The organism is Neopararhizobium haloflavum, from assembly GCF_002750855.1.
GTDB lineage: Bacteria > Pseudomonadota > Alphaproteobacteria > Rhizobiales > Rhizobiaceae > Georhizobium > Georhizobium haloflavum.
Genome location: NZ_NWUC01000006.1, coordinates 237,711 through 254,726, shown reverse-complemented (window position 1 = coordinate 254,726; position 17,016 = coordinate 237,711). Strand labels below are relative to the sequence as shown.

At 62.5% G+C, this 17,016-nt stretch carries 14 protein-coding genes and 1 other RNA gene; 9 read left to right on the top strand and 6 right to left on the bottom strand.

Annotated elements, in window-relative coordinates:
* Positions 1 to 93: 93 nt before the first annotated feature.
* Positions 94 to 1,059: a DUF4214 domain-containing protein gene (locus tag CN673_RS14705; protein ID WP_099867104.1), complete on the bottom strand. Its 966-nt coding sequence runs from the start codon at positions 1,057 to 1,059 to the stop codon at positions 94 to 96.
* Positions 1,060 to 1,338: 279 nt separating this feature from the next.
* Here CN673_RS14705 and CN673_RS14700 point away from each other — a divergent pair, with 279 nt between their 5' ends.
* Positions 1,339 to 1,971 carry a TetR/AcrR family transcriptional regulator gene (locus CN673_RS14700; protein WP_099867103.1) on the top strand — a complete coding sequence of 211 codons (633 nt, stop codon included), beginning with the start codon at positions 1,339 to 1,341 and terminating at the stop codon, positions 1,969 to 1,971.
* A gap of 10 nt (positions 1,972 to 1,981) precedes the next feature.
* Here the strand turns inward: CN673_RS14700 and CN673_RS14695 are convergent, their stop codons facing one another.
* The 3 genes from CN673_RS14695 to ffs all read right to left on the bottom strand — a co-directional run bounded on the left by CN673_RS14695 (position 1,982) and on the right by ffs (position 4,503).
* Positions 1,982 to 2,305 carry a YbaB/EbfC family nucleoid-associated protein gene (locus CN673_RS14695; protein WP_099867102.1) on the bottom strand — a complete coding sequence of 108 codons (324 nt, stop codon included), beginning with the start codon at positions 2,303 to 2,305 and terminating at the stop codon, positions 1,982 to 1,984.
* 36 nt (positions 2,306 to 2,341) lie between these two features.
* Positions 2,342 to 4,219, bottom strand: a complete 1,878-nt coding sequence (locus tag CN673_RS14690) for a DNA polymerase III subunit gamma/tau (protein ID WP_099867211.1) — start codon at positions 4,217 to 4,219, stop codon at positions 2,342 to 2,344.
* Positions 4,220 to 4,405: 186 nt separating this feature from the next.
* An RNA gene (gene ffs, locus CN673_RS14685) (signal recognition particle sRNA small type) lies at positions 4,406 to 4,503 on the bottom strand.
* A 136-nt stretch (positions 4,504 to 4,639) separates the two neighbouring features.
* Between ffs and CN673_RS14680 the strand changes: the two genes are divergently transcribed.
* From CN673_RS14680 to CN673_RS14670, 3 genes are all read left to right on the top strand, one after another.
* Positions 4,640 to 5,044, top strand: a complete 405-nt coding sequence (locus CN673_RS14680) for an HIT domain-containing protein (protein WP_099867101.1) — start codon at positions 4,640 to 4,642, stop codon at positions 5,042 to 5,044.
* A 5-nt stretch (positions 5,045 to 5,049) separates the two neighbouring features.
* Positions 5,050 to 6,015 (top strand): NAD(+) diphosphatase, encoded by a 966-nt coding sequence (gene nudC, locus CN673_RS14675; RefSeq protein WP_099867210.1) that lies wholly within the window; start codon positions 5,050 to 5,052, stop codon positions 6,013 to 6,015.
* 233 nt (positions 6,016 to 6,248) lie between these two features.
* On the top strand, positions 6,249 to 7,331 hold the full coding sequence (locus tag CN673_RS14670; protein WP_198586005.1) for a DUF4214 domain-containing protein: 1,083 nt from the start codon (positions 6,249 to 6,251) through the stop codon (positions 7,329 to 7,331).
* 70 nt (positions 7,332 to 7,401) lie between these two features.
* On the opposite strand, the gene CN673_RS14665 is transcribed toward CN673_RS14670, so the two are convergent.
* The gene (locus CN673_RS14665) at positions 7,402 to 8,292 is read right to left on the bottom strand and encodes a prephenate dehydratase (RefSeq protein ID WP_099867099.1); all 891 of its coding nucleotides are present in this window, start codon (positions 8,290 to 8,292) and stop codon (positions 7,402 to 7,404) included.
* A 2-nt stretch (positions 8,293 to 8,294) separates the two neighbouring features.
* Entirely contained in the window at positions 8,295 to 9,059 is a 765-nt protein-coding gene (locus CN673_RS14660) for a 3-deoxy-manno-octulosonate cytidylyltransferase (RefSeq protein WP_099867098.1), read from the bottom strand.
* Positions 9,060 to 9,211: 152 nt separating this feature from the next.
* Between CN673_RS14660 and CN673_RS21570 the strand changes: the two genes are divergently transcribed.
* The 5 genes from CN673_RS21570 to CN673_RS14630 all read left to right on the top strand — a co-directional run bounded on the left by CN673_RS21570 (position 9,212) and on the right by CN673_RS14630 (position 17,004).
* Entirely contained in the window at positions 9,212 to 10,663 is a 1,452-nt protein-coding gene (locus tag CN673_RS21570) for a c-type cytochrome (protein ID WP_370853053.1), read from the top strand.
* 217 nt (positions 10,664 to 10,880) lie between these two features.
* Positions 10,881 to 12,767: an extracellular solute-binding protein gene (locus tag CN673_RS14645; protein WP_099867097.1), complete on the top strand. Its 1,887-nt coding sequence runs from the start codon at positions 10,881 to 10,883 to the stop codon at positions 12,765 to 12,767.
* The gene (locus CN673_RS14640; RefSeq protein WP_099867096.1) at positions 12,768 to 14,657 is read left to right on the top strand and encodes an extracellular solute-binding protein; all 1,890 of its coding nucleotides are present in this window, start codon (positions 12,768 to 12,770) and stop codon (positions 14,655 to 14,657) included.
* A 51-nt stretch (positions 14,658 to 14,708) separates the two neighbouring features.
* Positions 14,709 to 15,806 carry a microcin C ABC transporter permease YejB gene (locus tag CN673_RS14635; protein ID WP_099867095.1) on the top strand — a complete coding sequence of 366 codons (1,098 nt, stop codon included), beginning with the start codon at positions 14,709 to 14,711 and terminating at the stop codon, positions 15,804 to 15,806.
* Between the two features lie 118 nt (positions 15,807 to 15,924).
* Positions 15,925 to 17,004 carry an ABC transporter permease gene (locus tag CN673_RS14630; protein WP_099867208.1) on the top strand — a complete coding sequence of 360 codons (1,080 nt, stop codon included), beginning with the start codon at positions 15,925 to 15,927 and terminating at the stop codon, positions 17,002 to 17,004.
* Positions 17,005 to 17,016 lie beyond the last annotated feature (12 nt).

Here is a 17,016-nt window from a genome sequence, read left to right as displayed (position 1 = left end):
TTTAGCGCAAGTCATCGCGCGAAGAAATCGCCGAGCCGGCGCAGCCTACCGAAAATCGGCGGGCCACCCCTTGGCAGGGCAGCCCGCCTGCGGTCAGACCGTGTACCAGATGCCGTCGGCGATTTCCGGATAGACGGCGGCAACGTTTTCCGGACTTTCCGAAATGCGCGCCAGAACCTCGGCGTCCGACATGGCGCCGGAATTCAACTGGCCTTCCCAATAGGCAGCGCCGCCAGCATCGCTCTCACGGTCAAGCACGTTGAAATAAATGCGGTCGACAAAGTCGGAATTGGTTGGATTGGACCCATAAAGCGCGGCGAATTCCGGCGTGTCGATAAAGCGTGCAGAGACTTGCTCAAGCGACCAGCCATCATCCATGCTGTTGATCCAATAGCCGACTTCGGATTCGCCGGGGGAACGACCGAATGCGGCTTCATAGATGCGGAACGCCTGGCCGGCGTTGCCGCTGAGATCGAGCGCCAAAGTCGCGTCGTCGAAGTCGATCCGCTCGACGTTGAACAGTCGATCATCGATATTCCGGTTGTTGGTGACGATCACCGCTCCGTCGGTGAACTGAATATCGAAATCGAAGGAGTCCGCGCGGTAATTTGCAAAGTCGAGGCCGCGTCCGCCATCGATATCGTTGGCTCCGGCGCCGGCGAAGAATTCGTCGTCGCCATCGTTGCCATAAAGCGTGTCGTTGCCAGTATAGGCGGTGATGACGTCATCACCGTTGGATCCTTCAACGACATCATTGCCGGCCATGACGAAATCAATCGCCGTCTGCGCCTGGTTCGTGTTGACCAGATAGGCGAAGTCGTTGGCATCGACTGCGAAATCGTCCGCAGCGAATGTCAGCGTGTTGCCCTCATAATAATCGACGGCGTTGAGCGTGCCGTATACGTCGCCGTAATAATCGTAGCTGAAGCTGCCGTAGTAATATGCCGTGTGGACGCCATTCGAAACGACGATGCGGCTGCCCCCAGCCTCATAAATGTCTCCCTGAAAGCCAGCGAAGCCGAGCATATCGAAGGGTTGCCAAAGGTCGACCTGAGCCATTTATCCACTCTCCAAGAACGTTTTTTTTCAACGGCAGGAAACGCGCCAAACGCAGTACCCGTTCCCGCCGATCATGGCTTATTGGACACCGGCACCGATGAACTCATGCTGAACAGACCCGCCGACAGAGTGCAACGGATGGTTGTTCTTGTCACCCCGCAACGACGCTGGCGGATGGACAGAGATGGCAGAGCATCCCATAAAGGGGCGCACCGACGACTGGGTGCTGATTGCGTCGATGCGGTTCGATTTACCGATTCCTGATCAACGGACATCGTGATGCCGAGACCCGTGGCCGAATTCCGCAAGCCGGAGATCATCCAGGCAGCCATGGCCGCGATGAAGAAGCGCGGTCTGCCCTTGCCGCCTTATGACACGATCGCCTCGGAAGCCGGTCTGTCGCGACAGCTTATCCGCCACTACTTCGCAGATCCCGAAGAGTTGATGGTTGCGGTGTGCGACGGGCTCGCCGCCGTTTATCGCGACCGCCTGATGAAAGGCATCATCGCGGCCGACAAGCGCGAGCGTCTGTCGGTCTTTCTCGATTTCTATTTCAATGCGCTGGCCAAGGATGACCTCGCCAAACCCGAGGATGACGAAATCTACGACGCCATGTTCGCGCTCGCCGCCGGTTCGGACCGGGTTCGCCGCAATCTCTACGAACAATACTCCCTGCTGCATCATACGGTGGCGCACGAAATCCAGCTGTCCCATCCCGATCTGCCGCAGACGGCGTGCCGGGAAATCGGCTTTCTCTTCGTCAGCCTGATGTACGGGCACTGGAAGATGGTGGCATCGCTCGGATTTTCGCAGCGTCACAACCAGGTGACACGCCAGGCGATCGACCGGCTCATCGCCTCTTACAAGGAGCACTACGAAGACCCGGATCTTGCAGAGCCATGTCCGTCGTAGATCGGCTCGATCAGAACGGCAGCTTCATGCCCGGCGGGATCGGCAGCCCGGCCGTGAGGTCCTGCGTCTTCTTCTGCATCTCCGCCTCGGCCTTGGCCTTGGCGTCGTTGTGGGCGGCCATGATCAGGTCTTCCAGCACCTCGATTTCTTCCTCGCGGAACAGCGATGGATCGACCTTGAGGCCGAGCATGACGCCCTTGCCGTTCAAACGAACCGTGACCAGTCCGCCACCGGCGGTGCCCTCGACCTCGAGCGCGGCGATCTCCTCCTGGAGCGCGCCCATCTTCTCCTGCATTTCCTTCACTTTGCCCATCATGCCCATCAGGTCACGCATGGTCGGTCTCCCGTTTTCGTGTTGTCGCAGGGCGGTTCACTCGCCCTCGGTCTCGTTTTCCTGGTCGCCGGCGGGAAGCACATCGCCTTCCTCCGACTGCAGCATTTCGTCCGGAGCCTCTTCGGCGGTGATCCTGACGTCGGTGATCCGGGCGCCCGGAAAGCGCTCGAGGATGGCAGCGACGTCCGGATCCTCGCGTGCGCTGCGCACGCGGGTGTCGCGTTCGGCCGCTTCGGCTTCCGCCACGGTGGGCGCACCGGTCTCGCGGCTAAGCGTCACCATCCAACGCTGGCCGGTCCATTTTTCCAGCGCGACACCGAGATCGCCGAGCAGCGATTTCGGCGCTTCGTCCGTCAAGCTTACCTCAAGTCGTCCCGCTTCGATGCTGACCGGCCTGACGCAGGTTCGAACGAGTGTCTTGAGCTTGATGTCGCGGTTTTCGGTCGCCAGATCCACGATATCGTCGATGGTCATGGAGACAACCGGCGACGGCGCTTCGGGATGAGGGACAGCAACTGCCTCGGGCTCGGGGGCAGGTTGCGCGACAAGCTGCATGCGCTGGCTTGATGCCTGCGCGGGCCGATGCGGAGGCGGCTGGCTTGCCGGCGGCGCCGGCTCGCTGCGCGGCGCGCTCGCAACGCTCGTCGACATCGAAGATCCGGCGGGCGAGCCGGAGGGCGCTCCGGGGACGGCTACCCCTTGCCCACCATCGGCGAGTGCCTGCACCTGCCGGGCCGCATCCTCCGGGGAGGGAAGATGCGCCGCATGCGTCAGCCGGATGAGGACCATCTCTGCCGACGAATACGGCCGGTTCGAGCCTTCCGTTTCGCTGATGCCCTTCAACAGCATCTGCCACAGCCGCGACAACACCGGGACGCCGAGCTTGCCCGCGAGTTCTCCGCCGCGTGAACGTTCCGCCTCACTGAGCGAAGGGTCGTTTGCTGCCTGGGGCACGAATTTCAACCGCGTGACCAGGTGCGTGAAATCGGCAAGATCGGTCAGGACCACCGGCGGGTTTGCGCCCGAATCGTACTGATCGCGAAATTCGGCGAGCGCGGCCGCCACGTCGCCACCGGCAATATGTGCAAAGAGATCGATGACGCGGCCACGATCCGCCAGGCCCAGCATCGAGCGCACGGCGTCGGCTTCGATGCGGCCGCCGCCATGGGCGATCGCCTGGTCCATCAGCGAGAGGCCGTCCCGCACGGAGCCCTCCGCAGCACGAGCGATCATGGACAGGGCGAGATCGTCGGCTTCGACCTTCTCGGCATCGGCGATGCGGCGGAAATGCTCGACCAGAAGCCCGGCGTCGATGCGGCGCAGGTCGAAGCGCTGGCAGCGCGACAGAACCGTGATCGGCACCTTCCGGATTTCCGTCGTGGCGAAGATGAACTTGACGTGCGGCGGCGGCTCCTCAAGCGTCTTCAGCAAGCCGTTGAAGGCCTGCGTCGAAAGCATGTGGACCTCGTCGATGATATAGACCTTGTAGCGCGCCGACACCGGGCGATAGCGCACCTGCTCGATGATCTCGCGGATATCGTCGATGCCCGTGTGCGAGGCGGCATCCATCTCGATGACGTCGACATGGCGCCCCTCGATGATCGCCTTGCAGTGATCTCCCGACCTTGCCAGATCGATGCTCGGTTCATCGACCGTATCGGTGCGGTAGTTCAGTGCGCGCGCGAGGATACGGGCGGTGGTCGTCTTGCCCACGCCGCGAACGCCCGTAAGCATGTAGGCCTGGGCGATGCGGCCGGTGCGGAACGCGTTGGTCAGCGTTCGCACCATCGGCTCCTGGCCGATCAGATCGGTGAAATCCTTGGGGCGGTACTTGCGGGCGAGAACGCGATATTCAGCCGGCTGGCCATCCGGCGGGCTCGCCTCATCCCACATGCTGCGTTCCATATCGGCCATCAGAGGCAGCAGCTGTCGCTGGAACGAAATAGCTTGCGAGAGACCTTCATCGGCAGCTTCTTGTCCTCGGTTGCGAACCAGCGGGTCAGCCATCTTCGCCCGAGGCCACCTTGGGGTCAACGCAGCATGATCCACGGCAAAGCGGTATCTGCGTCGGGCAGATGGCGCCCGTTGCCGGGCAAGCAGGTGGGAGGCTGGCACAGTGACCCGTGCCGTGGCTCGTTAGGGCTGCTTCCTTCCGGACCTGACCCGGTTGGCGAGTGGCTCGTCCACCACCAACCTCCCGGCCCCGATATCGTCAAAAGGCTTGCCAATTGCAAGCCGGAGGGCGAAAAAACTCATATCCATCGCCAAAGGATCCGGCCCATTGGTGAGGTTCGGGCTGATCGGCGAGGGGCCGAGCGCCAAGGAGATGCGACGATGACCAAATGGACGCTCGACCCAAGGCTTGAGCGCGACACCCTGCCCATGACCTCGCTCGGGCTTTGCGCGATGCGCCTGATGAACGATCGTCGTTGGCCATGGATGATCCTGGTGCCGCAACGGGCTGACATCCTGGAACTGCACGACCTCACACCGCTCGACCAGACCATGCTGACCTTCGAAATGTCGCTCGCCGCAAAAGCGATGAAGACGGCGACCGGCTGCCAGAAGCTGAATATCGGCGCACTCGGGAACATGGTGAGCCAATTGCACATTCACGTGGTGGCACGAAACGAGGGTGACCCCGCATGGCCGGGTCCGGTCTGGGGCCATGGCACAGGCGAGCCCTATGACCACGGGGACGACCGTGCGATCGTGACCAAAATTCTCGACCAGCTTTGATCGCCATGCCAGTCAGTTTCTTCGAAGAATCGGCTCGCGGCCCCGAGGCCAGCGCCCTTCTGGCCTTTGCCGGCAACCGCATCGATCGCCAGTCCGAATATCGCGATCCCGAATGCCTCGCGCGGGCATTCAACGATCCGCGCACCCGTTGCTACGGCTTTGCCGCGCGCCGGCTCGTGCTGGCGACCAACGGCGTGGCTCCCTCGCCGCTCTTGTCGCTGCAGAGCGCCGAAGCGTGCGTGCCGGACCATGGCGGCGCGATCGTGCTCGGCTACGACCCCGACGGCGCGGCGCGAATGGCACTCCCTCTAGGCATCATGGAAGAGCAGCTTCCATCGGGCTTTGCGATGACGACACCGAGGGCGGTCTATGCGGATGGGGGTTTCGACGCGGCGACCGTCGGCGAGATAGCCCAGGCGGCAAGCCTCATCAACTGGTCCCAGTCGGCCCAGTTCTGCGGGACGTGCGGCCGAAAGACCGTGAGCGAAGCGGGCGGCTATCGACGCCGCTGCGCACCAGAGAGCGGCGGGTGCGGCGCGCTGATCTTTCCGCGCACCGATCCGGTGGTCATCATGCTGACCATCGACGAAGCCGGCGACCGATGCCTTCTCGGGCGTAGTCCGCATTTCCCCACCGGTTTCTACTCTTGCCTGGCCGGTTTTCTCGAACCGGGCGAAACGATGGAAGACGCGGTGCGCCGCGAGACCCTGGAGGAAGCCGGAATAACCATCGGGCGGGTGCGCTATCACGCCAGCCAGCCCTGGCCGATCCCGCACTCCATCATGATCGGTTTCTACGCCGAGGCGAAAAGCGTCGACATCGACCTTGATCGCGAAGAACTGGAAGACTGCCGGTGGGTCACGCGGAAGGAGGCGGCGCGCCTCCTGCAGCGGATTCCGAACGAACTGACGACGGCCAATGACGGCACGATCGCCAACCGGCTGCTGCGCGACTGGGTCGGGATTGGCTGACGACAGCGCCGATGGAACCTAATCGGCTCTGCCGCATTATGTTCATATCAATCGAATGACCTCCCCGAGCCCGTCGCTTTCCCCTGAGCGGCGGGCTCATTCGTTTGCTGCCGAGACGATTTCGGCGGCACGACCCTGAAACCCTAGGTCTCCTGCCTGCGTATACCTTCGGTTGCATGCGTGCATGGAGTTCCATGCGCCATGATTTTTCACAAACCGGAGGAGAACCAAGAATGGCAATCGACACGGCAAAACTCGGAAGCCTCGGCGAGGCGTACAACCTGCTTCTGGATGCCGATGCCTTTTTCAAGGTCAATCTGACAACGCTCAACAATTCAGGCGCCACGGGCGGCGCACTCATCGCTATCGATTCAGACGCGCAGACGCTGACGGTCCTCACCACTGGCAAAGGCGTTGAGGCCGGTCAGCCGCACCCTCAGCACATACACGGTTTCGCCGTCGCCGATGATGGCAGCGTCCAGAATTCCGTTTCACCGACGCTCGATCAGGACGCCGATGGCGATGGCGTCGTGGAGCTTGCCGAAGCGGCCGGACAGTACGGGCCCATCTTGCTGTCGCTTTCCGATCCGCAGGGTGGAGAAATCCCCGACTTTCCGACACCGGCAGGCGATAGTTTCGTGCAAACCACGACCTACGATCTGGATACTCTCAATCCCGACGACCTGCGGCTCAGCGAGCAGATTACAGCGGACAACCTGACGGCCCGCGAAATTGTTCTGCATGGGCGCTCACTCGATGGAAGCCAAGGCATGGGCACGGAAGGGGAAGCGGACGGTACGCCGGGGTACAAGGCCGTTCTGCCGATCGCCAGCGGCGAAATATTCTCCGTCCGCTCCGAGGACGTGCTGACCGATCTGACAGATGGCCGGATCGCTGTTTCCAACGACATCGTGGCGCTCGACATCCAGGGCAATGCAGGACAGGCCTACCGGCTATACGAAGCCGTCCTCGGGCGCATGCCCGATCAACAAGGCCTGACCTTCTGGGTCGACAGGCTGGATGGCGGTGAAGGCCTCGTCAACGTCGCGGACGCGCTGCTCAACTCCGACGAGTTCACCGCAAATTTCGGCGACAACGACATGTTGAGCGACGACGCGTTCGTGGACGTGATGTATCAAAACGTTCTTGGCCGCGACGCGGATGCCAGCGGCGAGGCCTACTGGACCGGCGTCCTCGACGACGGAACGTCGCGGGCCAAGGTCCTTGCCTCGTTCTCCGAGAGCGACGAGAACCAGATGGCCGTGCTCGGTCAGATCGAAAACGGCATTCTTCTGGATGCGACCGTCGTCGCCTGATCGGCATTGATCTGAAACCACCGCTCCCGCTGCCTGAAACAGACAGCGGGAGCGGCTGTGGCGACAGCAGTCATTTCGCCGGTACGTATTCCAACTGCTCCTGCTCCATCTGCGTCACACGGAACGGATGCGCCGGATAGACGCCGAGAATCTTGATCTCACGCGAGAAGTAGCGCAGCTCGTCGAGAGCGCGGGCAAGGTTTGGATCGTCTGGATGACCCTGGACGTCGGCATAGAATTGTGAGGCGAAGAATTTTCCGCCCAGCTGGTAGCTCTCGAGCTTCGTCATGTTGACGCCGTTGGTGGCAAAGCCGCCCATGGCCTTGTAAAGCGCGGCCGGCAGGTTGCGCACGCGGAAGATGAACGTGGTCACCATGATGTCATCGGCATTGCGGCGCGGTGCCCATTGTTCATTCGGTGACAAGACGACGAAACGGGTGACGTTGGTTTCGGTATCCTCGACATTCTCCGCCAGAATCTTGAGGCCGTAGAGATCGGCGGCCAGGCGCGGCGCGAAGGCCGCCATCGTGCGGTCGCCCTTTTCGGCGACCAGCTTCGCCGCCCCCGCGGTATCGCCGGCGACCATGGCCTTCCATCGATTCTCCCTGACGATCTTTCGGCATTGGCCCAGCGCGTGGATATGGCTGTGTACCGAGCGGATATCGGAAAGCTCCGCTTCGGGCAGAACCATCAGCTGGAAATGGATCGGCATGAAATACTCGCCGACAACATGCAGGTCCGACTCGGGCAGCAGATGATGAATGTCGGCGACCCGGCCAGCTATCGTGTTCTCGATGGGTATCATCGCAAGGTCCGCCGCACCGCTTTCTACGGCCGCAAAGGCATCCTCGAAGGTCGCGCAGGGCAACGGCTCCATCTGCGGAAACATGTCCCGGCAGGCCATATCGGAATTTGCGCCGAACTCGCCCTGAAAGGCGATCTTGCCGGTCTTTTTCGTCATTTTCATTGTCCGTTGCGGTGGGTCTTGCCAAGGATGTCCCTGGCCTTTTCAAGGTCGTCAGGCGTATCGACGCCGAGCGGAACGGCTTCCACGATCGCAGCATCGATACGCATCCCGTCTTCGAGAGCACGCAGCTGCTCGAGCGATTCCCGCTGCTCCAGCACCGACGGCGCAAGGTCGACAAAGCGTTGAAGCGCCTTTCGGCGATAGGCATAGATGCCGACGTGATGATAGAGCGGTCCATCGCCATGAGGCGCGGTCGCGCGCGTGAAATAAAGCGCGCGCAGACGGTCGGCGCCAATCGGCGAGCCAACCACCTTGACCACATTCGGGTTGGTGCGTTCGGCCGCGTCCTTGATCTCCACGCAAAGCGTCGCGATATCGACCGCGCTGTCGCCAAGCGGAACGAGGGCGGCCGCCACGGAGCGCGGCTCGATCGTCGGCAGATCACCCTGAAGGTTCACCACGGTCGAAACCGTACCGTCGGGATCGAGCGTCGCCAGGGCCTCTGCAACCCGATCGGACCCGGAGCGATGATCGGCGCGCGTCATCACGGCCTCGAAGCCCGCTGCGCGCACGGCTTCGGCCACTTCGGCGCTGTCCGTGGCCACGACGACGCGCCCGATATCGGCTTCGCGGGCCCGTGCCGCGACCTGAACGATCATCGGCCGACCGGCGATATCAGCGAGCGGCTTGCCGGGCAGGCGCGTGGAGGCCATGCGGGCCGGGATCAGAACGATCGTCTGTGATGCATGTCGTGCGGTCATCGAACCCCTGTAAAGATTGGCCAAAAAGTGTCAAAAAGTCTCAGGCCAGCGCGTACAAACAGTGTTGCAAGCCTTGTGCAAAAGACATAGGTTCCGCGCGAATTCAAGAAGGCCAGTGCCGATCAGGCATTCCGTGAAGGAGCGTTTAGGGAATGAACTCCTCTTATCTGAACATGGCAGCCGGCGCGTTTCTCGGCACCGTTTTCGTCGTCATGTCGGTGTCGCTCGCGTCGGACGCCCTGTTTCATTCCGAAGCGCCCGAGCAGGAAGGTTTCGCGATCGAGGTGGTCGAGGCCGAGAGCGGCGGCGAGGCACCTGAGGCAACGCCGATCGCAGAGCTTCTGGCCAGCGCCGACCCGGCAGCAGGCGAATCTTCGTTCGCCAAGTGCGCGTCGTGCCACTCGATCGAAGAAGGCGGCGCCAACAAGGTCGGGCCCGGCCTTTGGGACGTTGTCAATCGGCCGATCGCCAGCCATGAAGGGTTCAGCTATTCGCCGGCCATGACCGAGTTCTCCGAAGGTGGGGAAGTCGTGTGGGACTACGAGCACCTTGCAGGCTTCCTGGCCAATCCGCGCAGCTACATCAGCGGCACGGCCATGGGCTTTGCCGGCCTTTCGCGCGAAGAGGAACTGGCCAATGTGATCGCCTATCTGCGCGAGCAGGCCAGCGATCCGGCACCCCTGCCGGAGCCGGAAGCTGCCGCAGAAGAGGGCGGCGAAGGCGAGGCAGCCACCGAAGGTGAAGCTCAGGCCGAAGGTGAGGAAGCCGCCCCCGAAGGCGACGCCTCCGGACAAGGCGAGCCGGCCGAGGGAGAAGAGGCAACCGGCGACGGCGCCTCCGAGGATGCGGCGGCAGAAGGCGAAGCCGCTGGCGATACGGCGAGCGAGGACGCCGGTGCGGAAGCGCAGCAGTCCGGCGCTGAAACGCCGAGCGAAGAAGTTTCACCGTCCGACGACGCGGGCACGGCCGATGGCGACGCGGCGAGCGAAGGCGATGCGGCCACCAGCGAAGATGCCGCACAGGGCGTGGAGGCGGGCACGGAAGAACCCGCGACCGCCACCGGCGAGGACGCCACGAGCCAGGACGGCGAGGCACAGCCGGCCGCCGAGGGTGACGATGCAGCGCCAGAAGGTGAAGAAGCGCCGGCCGATGACGAGCAGGCCCCTGCCAGCGATGAAGATGCCGCCGCGCAGGATGACGCCGAAGAGCAGGCAGCCGATGCTGGCAGCGAACAGGGCCCGGCCGTGGCGCTGCTGGCAGATGCCGATGCGGCCAATGGCGAGGCGATCTTTCGACGCTGCCAAGCCTGCCATACGGTCGATGAGGGCGGCCAGAACCGCGTCGGCCCCAACCTGCACGGCATCGTCAACCGTCCGGTGGCAAGCGCGGAGGGTTTCAGCTACTCCGACGCCATGACCGAATATGCTTCGGGCGATGCTGCCTGGGACTACGGCCGGCTCGATGCATTCCTGCTGGCGCCGCGCGACGAGGTTCAGGGCACATCCATGGCCTTTCCGGGCCTGCGCGACGACGCCGACCGGGCCGACCTGATTGCCTTTCTGCGCAGCAACGCTGCCGAGCCGGCACCCCTGCCCGGCGAATGAAAACCACTCTCAATGCTTCGAAAAAGCCCGGCCCGAGCCGGGCTTTTCTGCTTTCAGGGCCTATGGTGCCGGATCACGCGGGCGTTATGGCGCCAGCCTGTTCTTTGTCACATTTTGGCCTATGGTGGCCGTGAGAAAGGGTTGGGCGCGAGCGGCGCACTCGCTGCCTCGCGGAGAGAGGCAAGACGCGCAACCCGCCCCGCAAGAGGAGTTATCCATGTCGACGATCCTGGGAACGCGCATTGCGCAGGTGGCGAGCCTTCTCGCGATCACCGCCCTTTGCGGTGTGCATGCCCTGCCAGCAGACGCTCAGGATGCACCCGACCGGCAGTGGCGGCATGGCGTTGCCCTGATCGGCCAGCCGGAATACCAGGAGGGCTTCGACCATTTCGACTACGTCAACCCTGACGCGCCCAAGGGTGGCACGCTGCGGCTCTCCGCGACCGGGTCCTTCGACACCTTCAACCCGCTCCTGTCGCGCGGAGAACTCGCTTCCGGCCTGACACTCGTCTACGAGACGCTAATGGAGCCGTCCATGGACGAAGTTTCCGCCGAATATGGCCTGCTTGCCGAAGCGCTGAGCTACCCCGACGACTATTCCTCGGTCACGTTCCGTTTGCGGGAGGGGGCGCAATGGCACGACGGAAAACCCGTGACACCGGAAGACGTCGTGTGGAGTTTCGAAAAGGCGATCGAACTCGACCCCCAGCGACAGTTCTACTATCAACATGTCACCGGAGCCGAAGTAACCGGTGAGCGCGAGGTCACCTTCACGTTCGACCAGACCGACAATCGAGAACTGCCGCAAATCGTTGGGCAACTGCTGATCCTGCCCAAGCACTGGTGGGAAGGCGAAGGCCCGAACGGTCAGCCGCGCGACATCGGCGCCACGACGCTGGAGCCGCCGCTCGGTTCCGGACCCTACAAGCTGTCCTCCTTCCAGCCGGGCTCGGACGTCTCCTATGAACGGGTCGAGGACTATTGGGGCGCCGATCTGCCGGTGCGGATCGGGACGAACAATTTCGATCGGATCGACTACACCTATTTCGCCGACCGCAGTGTCGAGTTCGAGGCCTTCAAGGCCGGTAATTTCGATTACTGGTTCGAGAACGCCGCGCTGCGATGGGAAACCGGTTACGAATTCCCGGCCGCTCAGGATGGCCGTGTCGTTCGCGAAGAACTGGAGAACCCCTACCGTTCGTCCGGCTCGCTGGTGGGCTTCATCCCCAATCTCAGGCAGGAGAAGTTTCAGGATCCCCGCGTGCGGCAAGCGCTCAACTACGCATTCGATTTCGAGGAACTCAACCGCACCATCTTCTACGGCGCTTACGAGCGGATCGATAGCTATTTCTACGGCACCGAGCTTGCCTCCGATGGCCTGCCCCAGGGGGAGGAGCTGGAAATCCTGGAAAGCGTCGGCGACAAGCTGCCGGAAACGGTTTTCACCACCGAGTACAAAAACCCAGTAGGCGGAGGGCCGCAGGCGATGCGCGACAACCTGCGCGAAGCCGTGCGCCTTTTCGGCGAGGCGGGCTACGAGATCCGCAACAATCGGATGGTGAATGCGCAGACCGGCGAGCCCTTCGAATTCGAGATCATCCTCAACGGTCCGACGATCGAGCGGGTGGCACTTCCCTTCGTCGAAAATCTCCGTCGCATAGGCGTCAGCGCAAGGGTGCGCACGATCGAGCCGTCGCAATACATCAACCGCATCCGCTCGCGCGATTTCGATGTGATCTATGCCGGCTGGGGCCAGTCGCTCTCGCCGGGCAATGAGCAGTGGGAGTATTGGGGATCGCGCTCGGCAGACCGCGAGGGATCGCAGAATTTCGCAGGCATTGCCGACGAAGGTATCGACGCCCTCATACAGAAGGTCGTTTTCGCCGACGACCGGGACACGCTGGTGGCCGCGACCCGGGCGCTCGACCGGGCCCTTCTGGCGCATCACTACGTGGTGCCGAGCTATACCTCGCGGACCGCGCGGATTGCCTACTGGGATAAGTTTGGTCGACCGGACGAACTGCCGGAATATTCGATCGGCTTTCCCGATATCTGGTGGTCAAAGGCGGCCGCCGAGGCGCCGCAGCCCGGCGAGGAGGGCTGAATGAGCGCCAGGCGTGCGTTGGCGCTATCACGGCGAACGCTGCTCAAAGGCGCGGCCGCTTCGGCCGGGCTGTGGACCCTGCCAATCACGATGAGCGGCGCCTTTGCCCAGAACCCGGTGGGCCAGCGCCTCAGCGGCCTATCCGCCTTTGGCGAGCTGAAATATTCGACCGACTTTGCGCATTTCGACTACGTCGAGCCCAGCGCACCCAAGGGTGGACGGATCCATCTTGCGGTGCCGACCTGGCTTTACAACCAGAATCCGCAAACCTTCAACACGCTCAACAGCTTCGTTCTTTCCGGAGATGCGCCACCGCGGATGGAAAATTGCTTCGACACGCTGATGGTCAGTGCGCTGGACGAGCCGGATTCGCTCTATTGCCATGCAGCCGAATGGGTCGAAATCTCCGAAGATCGAAACGTTTTCCGCTTCGGTCTTCGGCCGGAGGCGCGATTTCACGACGGGACTCAACTGTCTGCCAGCGATGTGGCGTTCTCTCTCAATCTTCTGAAAAGCGACGGGCACCCGGCACTGGCGACATCGCTGCGCGCGATGGAGCGTGCGACCGCACTCGACGACGCGACCGTCGAACTCACCTATGACGGGCGGCAATCGGCCCGGGCGATTCTCGCCATCGCAGCGATGCCGATCCTTTCGGAACTCTACTACACCGCCAACACATTCGATTCCTCGACACTGGATATCCCCCTGTCGTCGGGACCCTACCGGCCGGGGCGGGTGGAATCAGGCCGGTTCATCGAATATGAGCGCGTGCCGGACTACTGGGCAGCCGACCTGCCGACGATGCGCGGTCTCAACAATTTCGACACGGTCCGCATCGAGTTCTTCTCAGAACGGCTGGCGGAATTCGAGGCTTTCAAGAAAGGCGACATTCACTGGCGGCAGGAAGCCGTGGCGCAGGTCTGGTCAACCGGGTACACGTTCCCGGCCATAGAAGAGGGGCGCGTGGTCAAGGCGGAGTTTGCCAAGGAATTGAGGCCATCGATGCAGGCGTGGGCGCTGAACCAGAGGCGTCCGCCCTTCGACGACTGGCGGGTCCGGCAGGCTGTCAATCTCTGTTTCGATTTCGAATGGACCAACGCCAAGCTTTTCTACGGCGTCTACAGCCGGTCGCATTCCCAGTTCGAGAACTCCGAATTCAAGGCCGAAGGACCGCCGGGGGATGCGGAAAAGGCGTTGCTCGATTCTCTTGAGGCAGACGTACCGGAAGGCGCCTATGGCGAGCCAGCCATACCGCCCGTTTCCGACGGAAGCGGCCGCGACAGGACCCTTTTGCGCGAGGCGGCACGGTTGCTCGAAGCGGCCGGGCTCGAGCGGTCCGGGAGTGCCGTGCTCTTCGACGGCGCGCCTTTGACGCTCGAGATCCTCATCCAGGGCAGCATATTCGAGCGTCTGCATGCCGGGTTCGTCCAGAACATGCGGCGGATCGGCATCGACGCCTCGATACGCCTCGTCGATCCGGCGCAATACAACGCGCGCATGACCGACTACGACTTCGACATGGTGATGATGGCGATGTCGTTCGGACCCACGCCGACGGCCGAAAGCATGGATGAATTCTTCTCGAGCCGATCGGCAACCAGCCCCGGAACCTACAACCTTCCCGGCGTGCGCGCGGAGGTTTATGACGAGCTGCTCGACCGGCTGGCCGCGGTTGAGAGCCGAGAGGGGCTCGTAACGGTCATGCGCGTCATGGATCGGGTCTTGCGGGCCAGGCTCGACTGGATTCCAAATTGGTATTCGGCGAATCACCTGGTCGCCTATTGGGACAAGTTCGGTTTCAAGGAACCGAAACCCGACTACGGCTGGCCGGTGGAGCAGTTGTGGTGGCATGACGAGGAAAAGGCGGCAGCGATTGGCAAGGCTTAGAGACGCGGGGCGCCAGGGGCGCGCAGTTGCGACATCGCGGAGCACGGCCTGATGGGCGCCTATATTCTTCGACGCCTTCTTCTCATGGTGCCGACGATTTTCGGCATCATGGCGATCTCGTTCGCGGTGATCCAGTTTGCACCGGGCGGGCCTGTCGAGCAGGTCATCGCGGAACTGACCGGGCAGGGTGACGGCCTGTCGGAGCGTATTTCCGGCGGCGGCGGCGACATGGCGGGCGAGCAGTTCACCGGCGATGGGGGGAATTCGCGCTATCGCGGCGCCCAGGGCCTCGACCCCGCCTTCATCGCGCAGCTCGAAGAACAATTCGGATTCGACAAACCGCCGCTCCAGCGCTTCGCGACGATGATCTGGGACTACCTGCGCTTCGATTTCGGGCGCAGCTATTTCCGCGACGTGACGGTCATCGACCTGATCATCGAGAAGCTGCCGGTGTCGATCTCCCTCGGCGTGTGGATCCTGCTGCTCTCCTACATCGTTTCGATCCCGCTCGGCATCCGAAAGGCCGTGGAAGACGGCTCTCGCTTCGATGTCTGGACTTCGGGCGTGATCATTATCGCCTATGCGGTGCCCGGCTTCCTGTTCGGCATTCTGCTTATCGTGCTATTCGCCGGCGGTTCGTTTTTCGACTGGTTCCCGCTGCGCGGGCTCGTCTCGGACAATTTCCAGCAGCTTTCCTGGTGGCAGAAGATCATCGACTATTTCTGGCATCTGACACTGCCCTTGATCTCGCTGGCGCTCGCGGCCTTCGCGACGACCACCCTTTTGACGAAGAACTCCTTCATCGACGAGATTCGAAAGCAATACGTCACCACGGCGCGGGCCAAGGGTCTTTCCGAGCGCAAGGTTCTTTACGGGCACGTCTTCCGCAACGCGATGCTGATCATCATCGCCGGCTTTCCGGCAGCGTTCATATCGGCCTTCTTCACCGGTTCGCTGCTGATCGAGACGATCTTCTCGTTGGACGGCCTCGGCCGGCTGGGCTTCGAGTCGATCGTGCGCCGCGACTATCCGGTGGTCTTCGCCACGCTCTACATCTTCTCGCTGATGGGCCTGCTTATCGGGCTCCTGTCCGACCTGCTCTATACCTGGGTCGATCCGCGCATCGATTTCGAGCGGAGGGATGTCTGATATGACCGTGACCCAACCGATCCCGCCCGAAGAGCAGCGCGCACGCGTCGAAACACCGGGAACGGGCGCCGATGTCACGGCCGCCCCGGCCCGACCGCCGCGGCGCTGGCTCTCCGTGATGAACCAGCGGCGCTGGCAGAACTTCAAGGCCAACCGGCGCGGCTACTGGTCGCTCTGGATCTTCCTGGTGCTTTTCGTGATGGCGCTCGGCGCCGAGTTCATCGCCAACGACAAGCCCATCCTCGCCTCCTACAAGGGCGAGATGCTCTATCCCGTCTTCGTCGACTACCCGGAAGAGAAGTTCGGCGGGTTCCTGGCCAGGACAGACTACCGCGACCCGTTCATCCAGGAAGAGATCAACGCCAATGGCTGGATGATCTGGCCGCCCATACGCTACTCCTACCAGACGGCCAATTCCTATATTCCGCATTCCGCGCCGACCGCTCCGTTCTGGATGATGGACGCGGAGACCCGATGCTCGGCCTATCCGCTGGGTGCGGAGGACCCCAACTGTACGCTCGGCAACATGAACTGGCTGGGCACGGACGATCAGGCGCGCGACGTCACCGCACGACTCATCTACGGCTTTCGCATATCCGTGCTGTTCGGCCTGATCCTGACGGCGGCGTCTGCCGTGATCGGCGTCGCCTCGGGCGCCGTGCAAGGCTATTTCGGCGGCTGGGTCGACCTGATCATGCAGCGCTTCATCGAGATATGGGCGTCGATCCCCGTGCTCTACATCCTGCTGATCATCGCCGCTATCCTGCCGCCCGGCTTCTGGGTGCTGCTGGGCATCATGCTGCTTTTCTCGTGGGTCGCATTCGTCGGCGTGGTGCGCGCCGAGTTTCTGCGCGCGCGCAATTTCGAGTATGTCAACGCGGCGCGCGCTCTCGGTGTTTCCAACCGCACGATCATGTTCCGCCACCTCCTGCCGAACGCCATGGTGGCTACGCTGACCTTCCTGCCCTTCATCCTGTCCGGCTCGATCACGACGCTGACTTCGCTGGACTTCCTCGGCTTCGGCTTGCCGCCCGGTTCGCCATCACTCGGCGAACTCATCGCCCAGGGCAAACGCAATCTTCAGGCACCCTGGCTGGGGATTACCGCCTTCTTCGTCATCTCGATCATGCTTTCGCTGCTCATCTTCATCGGCGAGGCAACCCGCGATGCCTTCGACCCGCGCAAGACTTTCCGATGAGGGAGTGTATCT

What these genes read in the sequence shown, in the direction of transcription:
- CN673_RS14705 (WP_099867104.1), bottom strand. Translation starts at nt 1,059, where the DNA reads ATGGCTCAGGTCGACCTTTGGCAACCCTTCGATATGCTCGGCTTCGCT.
- CN673_RS14700 (WP_099867103.1), top strand. Translation starts at nt 1,339, where the DNA reads ATGCCGAGACCCGTGGCCGAATTCCGCAAGCCGGAGATCATCCAGGCA.
- CN673_RS14695 (WP_099867102.1), bottom strand. Translation starts at nt 2,305, where the DNA reads ATGCGTGACCTGATGGGCATGATGGGCAAAGTGAAGGAAATGCAGGAG.
- CN673_RS14690 (WP_099867211.1), bottom strand. Translation starts at nt 4,219, where the DNA reads ATGGCCGATATGGAACGCAGCATGTGGGATGAGGCGAGCCCGCCGGAT.
- CN673_RS14680 (WP_099867101.1), top strand. Translation starts at nt 4,640, where the DNA reads ATGACCAAATGGACGCTCGACCCAAGGCTTGAGCGCGACACCCTGCCC.
- nudC (WP_099867210.1), top strand. Translation starts at nt 5,050, where the DNA reads ATGCCAGTCAGTTTCTTCGAAGAATCGGCTCGCGGCCCCGAGGCCAGC.
- CN673_RS14670 (WP_198586005.1), top strand. Translation starts at nt 6,249, where the DNA reads ATGGCAATCGACACGGCAAAACTCGGAAGCCTCGGCGAGGCGTACAAC.
- CN673_RS14665 (WP_099867099.1), bottom strand. Translation starts at nt 8,292, where the DNA reads ATGACGAAAAAGACCGGCAAGATCGCCTTTCAGGGCGAGTTCGGCGCA.
- CN673_RS14660 (WP_099867098.1), bottom strand. Translation starts at nt 9,059, where the DNA reads ATGACCGCACGACATGCATCACAGACGATCGTTCTGATCCCGGCCCGC.
- CN673_RS21570 (WP_370853053.1), top strand. Translation starts at nt 9,212, where the DNA reads ATGAACTCCTCTTATCTGAACATGGCAGCCGGCGCGTTTCTCGGCACC.
- CN673_RS14645 (WP_099867097.1), top strand. Translation starts at nt 10,881, where the DNA reads ATGTCGACGATCCTGGGAACGCGCATTGCGCAGGTGGCGAGCCTTCTC.
- CN673_RS14640 (WP_099867096.1), top strand. Translation starts at nt 12,768, where the DNA reads ATGAGCGCCAGGCGTGCGTTGGCGCTATCACGGCGAACGCTGCTCAAA.
- CN673_RS14635 (WP_099867095.1), top strand. Translation starts at nt 14,709, where the DNA reads ATGGGCGCCTATATTCTTCGACGCCTTCTTCTCATGGTGCCGACGATT.
- CN673_RS14630 (WP_099867208.1), top strand. Translation starts at nt 15,925, where the DNA reads ATGAACCAGCGGCGCTGGCAGAACTTCAAGGCCAACCGGCGCGGCTAC.